Origin of the sequence: Streptomyces bottropensis ATCC 25435, from assembly GCF_000383595.1 — a bacterium.
GTDB lineage: Bacteria > Actinomycetota > Actinomycetes > Streptomycetales > Streptomycetaceae > Streptomyces > Streptomyces bottropensis.
The window spans coordinates 1-13,195 of record NZ_KB911581.1; the positions used below are offsets into that span (position 1 = coordinate 1).

Genomic DNA, 13,195 nt, shown 5'->3' on the forward strand with positions numbered 1-13,195 from the left:
TACGCGCGGCTACGCCATCCGGTCAAACCGGAGGTCACAGGGAGACACTATCCACAGGCTGGGGACAACAACTTGAACCGTACCGGTCGCCGTGACTACCGTGACTGAACTCCGATTCGTTCCTTTTCCTTTGGCTGCTGGGACCCGACCCACCCATCAGCTCCTCGTCTCGAGTGCCCCACCCGAGTTCCGAACCGACCTGTCCCAGAACCACACGTTCGTGGGACCTGTGAGAGAGCGTGCCCTGTGGCTGACGTACCTGCCGATCTTGCCGCAGTGTGGCCACGAGTACTGGAGAAGCTCCTCGGTGAGGGCCATGGTCAGGGCGTCGAGGTGAAGGACGAGCGCTGGATCAAGCGCTGCCAGCCCCTCGCCCTGGTCGCGGACACGGCGCTTCTCGCCGTCCCGAACGAGTTCGCCAAGGGCGTACTGGAAGGCCGTCTCGCGCCGATCGTCAGCGAGACCCTGAGCCGGGAGTGCGGCCGCCCGATCCGTATCGCGATCACCGTCGACAGTTCCGTCGGCGAGCAGCCCCCGCCGGTCCAGCACCGCTTCGAGGAGCCGGAGCAGCCTTCCGTCCCGGCCCAGAGTCGCGACGGCTACGAGGGCAGGACCGCCTACGACGGCCAGGGGCGCGACGCGCGCGGTGGGTACGACAACCAGAACCCGTACGACAACCAGAACCCGTACGAGAAGCGGAACGGATACGACGGCCAGGCCCGCGACCCCTACGAGGGGTACGGCCGTCACCGGGCCGAGGACCGTGGTCCCGGCCGCGGCGAGCAGATGGGCGGCGGGCCCGGCGACCAGTTGCCGCCCCCCCGCTCGGAGCACCCCGCCGGCCGCTCGGACCAGCTTCCGACCGCGCGCCCCGCATATCCGTCCGAATACCAGCGCCCCGAACCGGGCGCCTGGCCGCGACCGTCGCAGGACGACTACGGCTGGCAGCAGCAACGGCTCGGATTCCCGGAACGGGATCCGTACGCCTCGCCGTCGTCGGACTACCGCTCGCAGTCGAGCGACCGGCCGCCGTACGACCAGCACCGCGGCGACTACGACCGGCCGGGCGCCGACTCCGACTATCGCCAGGACCGGCGTGAGCTTCCCGATCCGCCGCCGGGCTCCGGCCATGTCCACCGGGGCGGCCCGGCGAGCAGCGCGCCCGGCCCGCTGGCGGCGCAGCCCGCGCCGGCGTCCGGCCCCGGGGAGCCGACGGCACGCCTGAACCCGAAGTACCTGTTCGACACCTTCGTCATCGGTGCCTCGAACCGTTTCGCGCACGCGGCCGCGGTGGCCGTCGCGGAGGCTCCGGCCAAGGCGTACAACCCCCTCTTCATCTACGGGGAGTCCGGACTCGGCAAGACGCACCTGCTGCACGCGATCGGGCACTACGCGCGCAGCCTCTACCCGGGCACGCGGGTGCGGTACGTGAGCTCGGAGGAGTTCACCAACGAGTTCATCAACTCCATCCGCGACGGCAAGGGCGACAGCTTCCGCAAGCGGTACCGGGAGATGGACATCCTGCTCGTGGACGACATCCAGTTCCTGGCGGACAAGGAGTCGACGCAGGAGGAGTTCTTCCACACCTTCAATACGCTCCACAACGCGAACAAGCAGATCGTCCTCTCCAGCGACCGGCCGCCCAAGCAGCTGGTGACACTGGAGGACCGGCTGCGGAACCGTTTCGAGTGGGGTCTGATCACCGACGTCCAGCCGCCCGAGCTGGAGACGCGGATCGCGATCCTCCGCAAGAAGGCGGTGCAGGAACAGCTCAACGCCCCGCCGGAGGTCCTGGAGTTCATCGCGTCCCGCATCTCGCGCAACATCCGCGAGCTGGAGGGCGCGCTGATCCGGGTGACGGCGTTCGCCTCGCTCAACCGGCAGCCGGTGGACCTGGGGCTGACCGAGATCGTCCTCAAGGATCTGATCCCGGGCGGCGAGAACGCCTCCCCCGAGATCACGGCCACCGCGATCATGGGTGCTACGGCCGACTACTTCGGGCTCACGGTCGAGGACCTGTGCGGCACCTCGCGCGGCCGCGCCCTGGTGACCGCCCGGCAGATCGCCATGTACCTGTGCCGGGAGCTGACCGACCTGTCGCTGCCCAAGATCGGCGCGCAGTTCGGCAACCGTGACCACACCACCGTCATGCACGCCGACCGCAAGATCCGCGCACTGATGGCGGAGAGGCGCTCCATCTACAACCAGGTGACCGAGCTGACGAACCGCATCAAGAACGGCTGACACAGGGCCGTCGCACGACGCCGAGGGCGCCCCGGGACGAGTTCCCGAGGGCGCCTTCGTCGTTCCGAGGGGCCTCGGGCCGTCGCCGGGGAGTCTCGGGCCGTCGCCGGACCGACATCAGGTGTTCGAATACCAGCCGCGTTACGGCCTCCCTCCACAGATTCGGGGACTTTCTTCCGTCCACACCCTGGGGACCGGGAAGTTATGCAGATCGTGTCCACAGGGGCGGCTGTTGAGGGATCATCAGGCCAGGTCATCCCCCTGTGGATTCGTGGACGAAAGATTTCCACAGGCTGTGGACAAAGCGGTGATCCACAGACTGTGGACGGGGTTGTCCACCGACGGCCCACAGGCTGAGCCGTGTTGTCCCCAGTGATCGACGGCTTCTCCACATGCCTGTCCACTGTTCGGCAAGCCAACGCGCCTCCTCACTGTGTCGAGTGAAAGGCGTCACACGAAGTTGCCTGGTTGGGCTGTGGGAAAGACGGGTAAACCTGGGGACGCCGTTGGGGAGAAGTGCCCCGAGGCTGTGCACGGTGTGTGCAGAACTTTCCGTTCTCCACAGACACCCCCGGTTGTCCACCGCCTCCGCCCACAGGCACGGTGGACAAAATTTGCCGTCTGAGCTGCGAAAACGGGGTTATCCACGGTTTCCACAGGCCCTACTACTACTCCCAACTAGAGAGAGCTGGGAATCCGTTTCGAAGTGGGTCCTGTGCACAACTCGCTCCGGGCTGCCTGACCGCGCCTCGTCACGACTTGACCCCGAGAGGCTCCGAGTGTCAGTGGTGTGCGTCAGACTGGTCCCCGGTGTCCTTCCCGTCACAGGGACCACCGACACCGAGACAGACGACGAAGCCAGGCAGGGCGAGAAGCGCCGGCAACAGCAGGAGGCGGCAACAGTGAAGATCCGGGTGGAACGCGACGTACTCGCGGAGGCCGTGGCCTGGGCGGCGCGCAGCCTCCCGGCCCGGCCGCCGGCGCCTGTCCTCGCCGGCCTCCTTCTGAAGGCCGAGGAAGGCCAGCTGAGCCTCTCCGGCTTCGACTACGAGGTCTCCGCCCGGGTCTCCGTGGAGGCGGAGGTCGACGAGGAAGGCACGGTGCTCGTCTCCGGCCGGCTGCTCGCCGACATCTGCCGTGCCCTTCCCAACCGCCCGGTGGAGATCTCCACAGACGGTGTACGGGCCACGGTGGTCTGCGGCTCCTCGCGATTCACACTCCACACGCTGCCTGTGGAGGAATACCCGACCCTGCCGCAGATGCCGAACGCCACGGGCACCGTTCCCGGTGAGGTCTTCGCCTCCGCCGCCGCCCAGGTGGCCATCGCCGCCGGGCGCGACGACACGCTGCCCGTCCTCACCGGTGTGCGCATCGAGATCGAGGGCGACACGGTCACGCTGGCCTCCACCGACCGCTATCGCTTCGCGGTCCGCGAGTTCCTGTGGAAGCCGGAGAACCCCGAGGCGTCCGCGGTCGCCCTGGTGCCCGCCAAGACGCTCCTGGACACCGCCAAGGCCCTCACGAGCGGCGACAGCGTCATCCTGGCGCTCTCCGGCTCCGGCTCGGGCGAAGGCCTGATCGGCTTCGAGGGTGCGGGCCGTCGTACGACCACGCGGCTGCTGGAGGGCGACCTCCCGAAGTACCGCACGCTGTTCCCGACGGAGTTCAACAGCGTGGCCGTCATCGAGACCGCCCCCTTCGTCGAGGCGGTCAAGCGCGTCGCCCTGGTCGCCGAGCGGAACACGCCGGTGCGGCTGAGCTTCGAGCAGGGCGTGCTGATCCTGGAGGCCGGCTCCAGTGACGACGCACAGGCTGTGGAGAGGGTCGACGCCCATCTGGAGGGTGACGACATCTCGATCGCCTTCAACCCGACGTTCCTGCTGGACGGCCTGAGCGCCATCGACTCCCCGGTCGCCCAGCTGTCGTTCACCACGTCCACCAAGCCCGCGCTGCTCAGCGGCAAGCCGGCGGTGGACGCCGAGGCGGACGAGGCCTACAAGTACCTGATCATGCCGGTGCGGCTCAGCGGCTGACCGGCCGGACACCGCCGACGGCTCGGCCGCGGCGGTGTCCCTACCGCCGCGGGCCCGGCGGAGCGGCGGGCCCGCGGTGCGAAGCCGCAGGTCGGGGGCCACTTATGAGCGGGTATGCCCACAGGTGTGCGTGAGCGTCCGGGTCTAGGCTCGTGGGTGGGTACGCAAGTGCCCTCATGCCACGTCGCAACCTAAGGAACAACTGATGGAGCTCGGTCTCGTCGGCCTCGGCAAGATGGGCGGGAACATGCGCGAGCGGATCCGCCGCGCAGGCCACACCGTCATCGGATACGACCGGAACCCGGATCTCGCCGATGTCCACAGCCTCGAGGAGCTTGTGGGCAGGCTCACCGGCCCGCGGGTCGTGTGGGTGATGGTCCCGGCCGGCGCGGCCACCCAGTCGACGGTCGACGAGCTGGCGGAGCTGCTCCAGCCCGGTGACGTCGTCGTGGACGGCGGCAACTCCCGCTGGACGGACGACGAGAAGCACGCCGAGGAGCTGGCCGCCAAGGGCATCGGCTTCGTCGACTGCGGTGTCTCCGGCGGCGTCTGGGGCCTGGAGAACGGCTATGCGCTGATGTACGGCGGTGACGCGGAGAATGTCGCCAAGGTGCAGCCGGTCCTCGACGCCCTGAAGCCCGAGGGCGACCTCGGGGCGGTGCACGCCGGCAAGGTCGGCGCCGGGCACTTCGCGAAGATGGTCCACAACGGCATCGAGTACGCGATGATGCAGGCGTACGCCGAGGGCTGGGAGCTCCTGGAGAAGGCCGACTCGGTGACGGACGTCCGTGAGGTCTTCCGTTCCTGGCAGGACGGCACGGTCATCCGCTCCTGGCTGCTCGACCTGGCGGTGAACGCCCTCGACGAGGACGAGCACCTGGACCGGCTCAAGGGCTACGCACAGGACTCCGGCGAGGGCCGGTGGACCGTGGAGGCCGCCATCGAGCACGCCGTGCCGCTGCCCGCGATCACGGCCTCGCTCTTCGCGCGGTTCGCGTCGCGCCAGGAGGACTCTCCGCAGATGAAGATGATCGCGGCGCTGCGGAACCAGTTCGGCGGGCACGCGGTGGAGACGAAGTAGCCCGCGGCACCGAAGACGAGACGAACACCGAACGTCGACGAGAAGTCGTCCACAGGGCCGCACGGTGGTCCACAACCCTGGGGGAGGTCGGCACCCGACCATGCACGTCACGCACCTGTCGCTGGCCGACTTCCGCTCGTACGCCCGGGTCGAGGTCCCGCTCGACCCGGGCGTCACCGCGTTCGTGGGTCCCAACGGGCAGGGCAAGACGAACCTGGTCGAGGCGGTCGGCTATCTCGCGACCCTGGGCAGCCACCGGGTGTCGTCGGACGCGCCGCTGGTCCGCATGGGCGCCGACCGTGCGGTGATCCGGGCGCAGGTGCGGCAGGGCGAGCGGCAGCAGCTGGTCGAGCTGGAGCTGAATCCCGGCAGGGCGAACCGTGCCCGCATCAACAGGTCGTCCCAGGTCAGGCCGCGCGACGTGCTCGGCATCGTGCGGACGGTGCTGTTCGCCCCGGAGGACCTCGCGCTGGTCAAGGGCGATCCCGGGGAGCGGCGGCGTTTCCTCGACGAGCTGATCACCGCGCGGACACCGCGCATGGCGGGCGTGCGCTCCGACTACGAGCGGGTGCTCAAGCAGCGCAACACACTGCTCAAGTCGGCCGCGCTGGCCCGCAGACACGGCGGCCGCACCATGGACCTGTCCACGCTCGACGTGTGGGACCAGCACCTCGCGCGCGTGGGCGCCGAACTGCTCGCCCAGCGCCTGGACCTGGTCGCCGCGATCCAGCCCCTCGCCGACAAGGCCTACGAGCAGCTGGCACCGGGGGGCGGACCTGTGAGTCTGGAGTACAAGCCCTCCTCTCCCGGCCTCGTCGGCCACGCGCGCGAGGAGCTGTACGAGCAGCTGATGGCCGCCCTGGCCGAGAGTCGCAAGCAGGAGATCGAGCGGGGCGTCACCCTGGTGGGACCCCACCGGGACGATGTGAATCTCAAACTCGGTGAGCTGCCCGCCAAGGGGTACGCCTCGCACGGCGAGTCCTGGTCCTACGCCCTGGCGCTGCGGCTGGCCTCGTACGATCTGCTGCGGGCCGAGGGGAACGAGCCCGTGCTGATCCTCGACGACGTCTTCGCAGAGCTGGACACCCGTCGACGGGAGCGGCTGGCGGAGCTGGTCGCGCCGGGCGAGCAGGTCCTGGTTACCGCCGCGGTCGACGACGACGTACCGGACGTACTGACAGGGACGCGGTACGTCGTGTCCGACGGGACGGTGGAGCGCGTATGAGCGGATCCGATGCAGTCCCGACACCGCCCGAGCCCTCCGGCGTGGACCTCGCGCGCGTGGCGCTGCGGGCCGCGAAGGAGGCCGCACGCGCGCGTGGGGAGGCCACCCAGCAGAAGAAGCAGGCCAGGCGCGGCGGTGGACTGCGCTCCGGCGCCCGTGCCGACGGCCGTGATCCGATGCCGCTCGGTCCCGCCATCAACCGTCTGATCACCGAGCGGGGCTGGGAGACGCCGGCCGCCGTCGGCGGGGTCATGGGCCGGTGGCCGCAGATCGTCGGCGACGACCTCGCCCGACGATGCGTACCGGAGCGGTACGACGAGGACGAGCGGGTCCTGCACGTGCGGTGCGACTCGACGGCCTGGGCGACGAACGTGCGGCTGCTGGCTCCGCAACTGGTCGCCCGGCTCAACGAGGACCTCGGGCACGGCACCGTACAGCTGCTGAAGGTCCACGGTCCCGCTGGCTCCACCCGTCGCTACGGGCCCCTGCGTGCTCCGGGCAGTACCGGGCCAGGCGATACCTACGGGTGACCGTAGTCACATTTTCGGGTGCTCCCGCGCCCCTCACCGGGGGGTTCGCGCTGCCCTGTGAGCACCCGTGCGCTCCGGTGTGTGTCGTCGCGTGCGGTTGCGAACGTGGACGTGACCCGGGAGTAGCAAAGGGTTGACACCCGGAAGCGCTGAGTGCCGCTGTGAGCCTCTTGGAGCCCCGCTCCCCATATGGGGAGTCGGGAGAGACCGGTTCAGGGCGGCACATGCGGACTCAGGTACCGGCAAACCCCCATCACTGTCGGCGCTACCGGTAGACTGGAAGCGAATCACGCCCCATTCGTGGGGACCGCTTCGGTAACACCGTTCAACCCAGACAAAGGCTTCCACCGCAACGCCGCAGCCGTTCCGGCAAACCCGCCGGGAGCCTGGCTTGTGCTGTGCCAGAAAGGGCGCTTCGTGGCCGATTCCGGCAACCCCAACGAGAACATCCTGTCCAACGAGGCCCCGGCTGGAGTCGCCGAGGCCTCGACCCCGGCGTACGACGCCAGCGCCATCACCGTCCTCGAGGGCTTGGACGCGGTCCGCAAGCGCCCCGGTATGTACATCGGTTCAACCGGTGAGCGCGGACTTCACCACCTGGTGCAAGAGGTCGTCGACAACTCGGTCGACGAGGCGCTGGCCGGCCACGCGGACACCATCGACGTCACGATCCTCGCCGACGGCGGCGTGCGGGTCATCGACAACGGCCGTGGCATCCCGGTCGGCATCGTCCCCTCCGAGGGCAAGCCGGCCGTCGAGGTCGTGCTGACGGTCCTGCACGCGGGCGGCAAGTTCGGCGGCGGCGGTTACGCGGTCTCCGGCGGTCTGCACGGCGTGGGTGTCTCCGTCGTGAACGCCCTGTCGACCAGGGTGTCCGTCGAGATCAAGACCGATGGCCACCGCTGGACCCAGGACTACAAGTTGGGCGTCCCGACGGCCCCGCTTGCCCAGCACGAGGCCACGGACGAGCACGGCACCACGGTCACCTTCTGGGCCGACCCGGACATCTTCGAGACGACCGAGTACTCCTTCGAGACGCTCTCGCGGCGCTTCCAGGAGATGGCGTTCCTCAACAAGGGTCTGCGGATCAACCTCGCCGACGAGCGCGAGTCGGCGAAGGCCACGGCCGGGGCGGACGAGGCGGGTGAGGACGAGAAGCACGAGGTCAAGAGCGTCTCGTACCACTACGAGGGCGGCATCGTCGACTTCGTGAAGTACCTCAACTCCCGCAAGGGAGACGTGGTGCACCCCACCGTGATCGACCTCGAGGCCGAGGACAAGGACAGGAGCCTGTCCCTCGAACTCGCGATGCAGTGGAACAGTGGCTACACCGAGGGTGTCTACTCCTTCGCGAACATCATCCACACGCACGAGGGCGGTACGCACGAAGAGGGCTTCCGCGCGGCGCTGACCAACCTGGTCAACAAGTACGCGCGCGAGAAGAAGCTCCTGCGTGAGAAGGACGACAACCTCACGGGTGACGACATCCGCGAGGGCCTGACGGCGATCATCTCGGTGAAGCTGAGCGAGCCGCAGTTCGAGGGCCAGACGAAGACCAAGCTGGGCAACACCGAGGTGAAGACCTTCGTCCAGAAGGTCGTCTACGAGCACCTGAACGACTGGCTGGACCGCAACCCGGTCGAGGCGGCGGACATCGTCCGCAAGGGCATCCAGGCGGCCACCGCGCGCGTGGCGGCCCGCAAGGCCCGGGACCTCACCCGGCGCAAGGGCCTGCTGGAGACGGCGTCCCTGCCGGGCAAGCTCTCCGACTGCCAGTCGAACGACCCCATCAAGTGCGAGATCTTCATCGTCGAGGGTGACTCCGCCGGCGGTTCTGCCAAGTCCGGCCGGAACCCCGAGTACCAGGCGATCCTCCCGATCCGCGGCAAGATCCTCAACGTGGAGAAGGCCAGGATCGACAAGATCCTGCAGAACCAGGAGATCCAGGCGCTGATCTCGGCCTTCGGCACCGGAGTCCACGAGGACTTCGACATCGAGAAGCTGCGCTATCACAAGATCATCCTGATGGCGGACGCCGACGTCGACGGCCAGCACATCAACACGCTGCTGCTGACCTTCCTGTTCCGCTTCATGCGGCCGCTGGTCGAGGCCGGCCACGTGTTCCTGTCCCGCCCGCCGCTCTACAAGATCAAGTGGGGTCGGGAGGACATCGAGTACGCGTACTCCGACCGGGAGCGTGACGCGCTGATCGAGATGGGCCGTCAGCGCGGCAAGCGCATCCGCGAGGACTCGATCCAGCGCTTCAAGGGTCTCGGCGAGATGAACGCCGAGGAACTGCGCATCACGACGATGGACCAGGAGCACCGCGTCCTCGGCCAGGTCACGCTCGACGACGCCGCCCAGGCCGACGACCTCTTCTCGGTGCTGATGGGCGAGGACGTCGAGGCCCGCCGCGCGTTCATCCAGCGCAACGCCAAGGACGTCCGCTTCCTCGACATCTGAGTCGGTCTCAGCTGACCGCACAGGGAAGGATCTTCACCAGCAATGGCCGACCAGAACATTCCAGTGACGCCTGAAGAGGGCGGCGAGATCGTCATGCGTGTCGAGCCCGTCGGGCTCGAGACCGAGATGCAGCGCTCGTACCTCGACTACGCGATGTCCGTCATCGTGTCCCGCGCGCTGCCCGACGTGCGCGACGGTCTCAAGCCCGTCCACCGCCGTGTCCTGTACGCGATGTACGACGGCGGCTACCGGCCCGAGAAGGGCTTCTACAAGTGCGCCCGTGTCGTCGGCGACGTCATGGGCAACTACCACCCGCACGGTGACTCCTCGATCTACGACGCGCTGGTCCGCCTCGCGCAGCCGTGGTCGATGCGGATGCCGCTGGTGGACTCCAACGGCAACTTCGGCTCTCCGGGCAACGACCCGGCGGCGGCCATGCGCTACACCGAGTGCAAGATGGCGCCGCTGTCGATGGAGATGGTCCGTGACATCGACGAGGAGACCGTCGACTTCACGGACAACTACGACGGGCGCTCCCAGGAGCCGACCGTCCTGCCTGCCCGCTTCCCGAACCTGCTGATCAACGGCTCGGCCGGTATCGCGGTCGGCATGGCGACCAACATCCCGCCGCACAACCTCCGCGAGGTCGCGGCCGGCGCCCAGTGGTACCTGGAGAACCCCGAGGCCTCCCACGAGGAGCTCCTGGACGCGCTGATCGAGCGCATCAAGGGCCCCGACTTCCCGACCGGCGCCCTGGTGGTCGGCCGCAAGGGCATCGAGGAGGCGTACCGCACGGGCCGTGGCTCCATCACGATGCGCGCGGTCGTCGAGGTCGAGGAGATCCAGAACCGCCAGTGCCTGGTGGTCACGGAGCTGCCGTACCAGACCAACCCGGACAACCTCGCGCAGAAGATCGCCGACCTCGTGAAGGACGGCAAGATCGGCGGCATCGCGGACGTCCGTGACGAGACGTCGTCCCGCACGGGACAGCGGCTGGTCATCGTCCTGAAGCGCGACGCCGTCGCCAAGGTCGTCCTGAACAACCTGTACAAGCACACCGACCTGCAGACCAACTTCGGCGCCAACATGCTGGCGCTGGTCGACGGCGTGCCGCGCACCCTCTCCCTGGACGCGTTCATCCGCCACTGGGTGACGCACCAGATCGAGGTCGTCGTCCGCCGTACGAAGTTCCGGCTGCGCAAGGCCGAGGAGCGGGCGCACATCCTGCGCGGCCTGCTGAAGGCCCTGGACGCCATCGACGAGGTCATCGCGCTGATCCGGCGCAGCGACACCGTCGACATCGCGCGCACGGGCCTGATGGACCTCCTGGAGATCGACGAGATCCAGGCCAACGCCATCCTCGAGATGCAGCTGCGCCGCCTCGCAGCCCTGGAACGCCAGAAGATCATCCAGGAGCACGACGAACTCCAGGCCAAGATCCGCGAGTACAACGAGATCCTCGCGTCCCCGGTGCGCCAGCGCGGCATCGTCAGCGCGGAACTCGCCGCGATCGTCGAGAAGTTCGGCGACGACCGCAAGACGATGCTGGTGCCCTACGACGGTGACATGTCCATCGAGGACCTCATCGCCGAGGAGGACATCGTCGTCACCGTCTCGCGCGGCGGTTACGTCAAGCGGACCAAGGCGGTCGACTACCGCGCCCAGAAGCGCGGCGGCAAGGGCGTACGCGGCACGAAGCTCAAGGAAGACGACATCGTCGACCACTTCTTCGTGTCCACGACCCACCACTGGCTGCTGTTCTTCACCAACAAGGGCCGTGTCTACCGGGCCAAGGCGTACGAGCTGCCGGACGCCGGACGTGACGCGCGTGGACAGCACGTGGCCAACCTGCTGGCCTTCCAGCCGGACGAGGCGATCGCCGAGATCCTCGCGATCCGCGACTACGAGGCCACGCCCTACCTGGTGCTCGCCACCAAGGGCGGTCTTGTGAAGAAGACGCCTCTGAAAGATTACGATTCGCCCCGTTCCGGTGGTGTCATCGCCATCAACCTCCGTGAAAAAGAGGACGGTTCGGACGATGAACTGATCGGAGCCGAACTTGTATCGGCAGAAGATGACATCCTTCTGATCAGCAAGAAGGCACAATCGATCCGCTTCACCGCGACGGACGAGGCACTGCGGCCCATGGGCCGTGCCACCTCGGGTGTCAAGGGCATGAGTTTCCGTGAGAGCGACGAGCTGCTCTCGATGAATGTTGTTCGACCCGGTACGTTCGTGTTCACTGCCACAGACGGCGGGTACGCGAAGCGGACCGGCGTTGACGAGTACCGCGTCCAGGGTCGCGGCGGCCTCGGTATCAAGGCCGCCAAGATCGTCGAGGACCGCGGTTCGCTCGTCGGCGCGCTGGTGGTCGAGGAGACCGACGAGATCCTCGCCATCACGCTGTCGGGCGGTGTGATTCGTACGCGAGTCAACGAGATCAGGGAAACCGGCCGTGACACCATGGGCGTCCAACTGATCAACCTGGGCAAGCGCGATGCCGTGGTCGGCATCGCTCGTAACGCCGAGGCGGGGCGGGAGGCGGAGGAGGTCGACGGCGACGAGGCCGTCGACGAGTCCGCCGAGGGTGCCGCGACGACCGGTACGGACGAGGGTGAGGCGCCCTCGTCCGAGTAGCACGAGGAGTGAGTCAGCGTGAGCGGAGCCACGGGCGCCGGGTCGTCCGGTACTTCGGCCGGCACTTCGACCGGGTCGGAGGCGGACGGCGGCGGCCGTGGCTCCGCCGCGCGTGCGATGGACACGCACACGACCCAGCTGAAAGCGATCAAGACGGGCGCGACGGACTCCACCGCGCCCGCGCCGTCGACCGAGAAGGCTGGACCCCAGGGGAGAACCGTGACGGACACACGTGGTCCGCAGGCCCAGCAGTCGGCGCCGACGGGCCCGTCCGCGCCTGCGGCCGGGCCCGTCCGCCCGGCTCCGCCGCAGCCCCAGCCTGCCGCCCAGGCGCAGTCCGGCGGCTCCGCGCTGCCGGGTGAGCGGCAGTCGCAGCAGCAGTCCGGCCCGTACCACCCGCCGCAGGCGTACCAGCCGGCGCCGGAGGGCTCCCGCCAGCCGCGCACGGGGGCGCGCACGACGCCGCGTACGCGCAAGGCACGGCTGAGAGTGGCCAAGGCCGACCCGTGGTCCGTGATGAAGGTCAGCTTCCTGCTCTCCATCGCCCTCGGCATCTGCACGGTCGTCGCGGCCGCGGTGCTGTGGATGGTCATGAACGCGATGGGCGTGTTCTCCTCGGTGGGCGCCACCATCTCCGAGGCCACCGGCTCGAACGAATCCAACGGTTTCGACCTGCAGTCGTTCCTGTCGCTGCCCAACGTGCTGGTCTTCACCACGATCATCGCGGTCATCGACGTCGTCCTCGCGACCGCCCTGGCCACCCTCGGCGCCTTCATCTACAACATCTCCGCGGGCTTCGTCGGCGGCATCGAGCTGACGCTCGCCGAGGACGAGTGAGCACGGCGCCTTCATAGAGACGGCTGACGGGAACGGCCTACGGGGACGGTGTCGAACACCGTCCCCGCCGAGGTCCCCCACCGCCTCGCGGGCCCCCTCCGGGTATCGATTTTGGGACTCCCCAGGTCGTGCGCTAATCTTCAGG

The 13,195-nt window shown here is 68.3% G+C and carries 8 protein-coding genes; all 8 read left to right on the top strand.

The window, feature by feature from the left end; genetic code table 11:
• Positions 1 to 246 precede the first annotated feature (246 nt).
• Positions 247 to 2,244: a chromosomal replication initiator protein DnaA gene (gene dnaA / locus STRBO_RS0100005; protein ID WP_005482976.1), complete on the top strand. Its 1,998-nt coding sequence runs from the start codon at positions 247 to 249 to the stop codon at positions 2,242 to 2,244.
• 902 nt (positions 2,245 to 3,146) lie between these two features.
• The gene (gene dnaN, locus STRBO_RS0100010) at positions 3,147 to 4,277 is read left to right on the top strand and encodes a DNA polymerase III subunit beta (protein WP_020113578.1); all 1,131 of its coding nucleotides are present in this window, start codon (positions 3,147 to 3,149) and stop codon (positions 4,275 to 4,277) included.
• 205 nt (positions 4,278 to 4,482) lie between these two features.
• On the top strand, positions 4,483 to 5,358 hold the full coding sequence (gnd, locus tag STRBO_RS0100015; RefSeq protein WP_005482978.1) for a phosphogluconate dehydrogenase (NAD(+)-dependent, decarboxylating): 876 nt from the start codon (positions 4,483 to 4,485) through the stop codon (positions 5,356 to 5,358).
• A 100-nt stretch (positions 5,359 to 5,458) separates the two neighbouring features.
• Positions 5,459 to 6,583 (top strand): DNA replication/repair protein RecF, encoded by a 1,125-nt coding sequence (gene recF / locus STRBO_RS0100020; RefSeq protein WP_005482979.1) that lies wholly within the window; start codon positions 5,459 to 5,461, stop codon positions 6,581 to 6,583.
• Positions 6,580 to 7,113, top strand: a complete 534-nt coding sequence (locus STRBO_RS0100025) for a DciA family protein (RefSeq protein WP_028796392.1) — start codon at positions 6,580 to 6,582, stop codon at positions 7,111 to 7,113. The genes recF and STRBO_RS0100025 overlap by 4 nt, the downstream gene beginning before the upstream one ends.
• A 417-nt stretch (positions 7,114 to 7,530) precedes the next feature.
• Positions 7,531 to 9,576 carry a DNA topoisomerase (ATP-hydrolyzing) subunit B gene (gyrB, locus tag STRBO_RS0100030; protein WP_209442933.1) on the top strand — a complete coding sequence of 682 codons (2,046 nt, stop codon included), beginning with the start codon at positions 7,531 to 7,533 and terminating at the stop codon, positions 9,574 to 9,576.
• Positions 9,577 to 9,618: 42 nt separating this feature from the next.
• Positions 9,619 to 12,213, top strand: coding sequence for a DNA gyrase subunit A (gene gyrA / locus STRBO_RS0100035; protein WP_005482982.1), 2,595 nt, complete (start codon positions 9,619 to 9,621; stop codon positions 12,211 to 12,213).
• Between the two features lie 18 nt (positions 12,214 to 12,231).
• Positions 12,232 to 13,050 carry a DUF3566 domain-containing protein gene (locus STRBO_RS0100040; protein WP_020113579.1) on the top strand — a complete coding sequence of 273 codons (819 nt, stop codon included), beginning with the start codon at positions 12,232 to 12,234 and terminating at the stop codon, positions 13,048 to 13,050.
• The last annotated feature ends 145 nt before the right edge of the window (positions 13,051 to 13,195 follow it).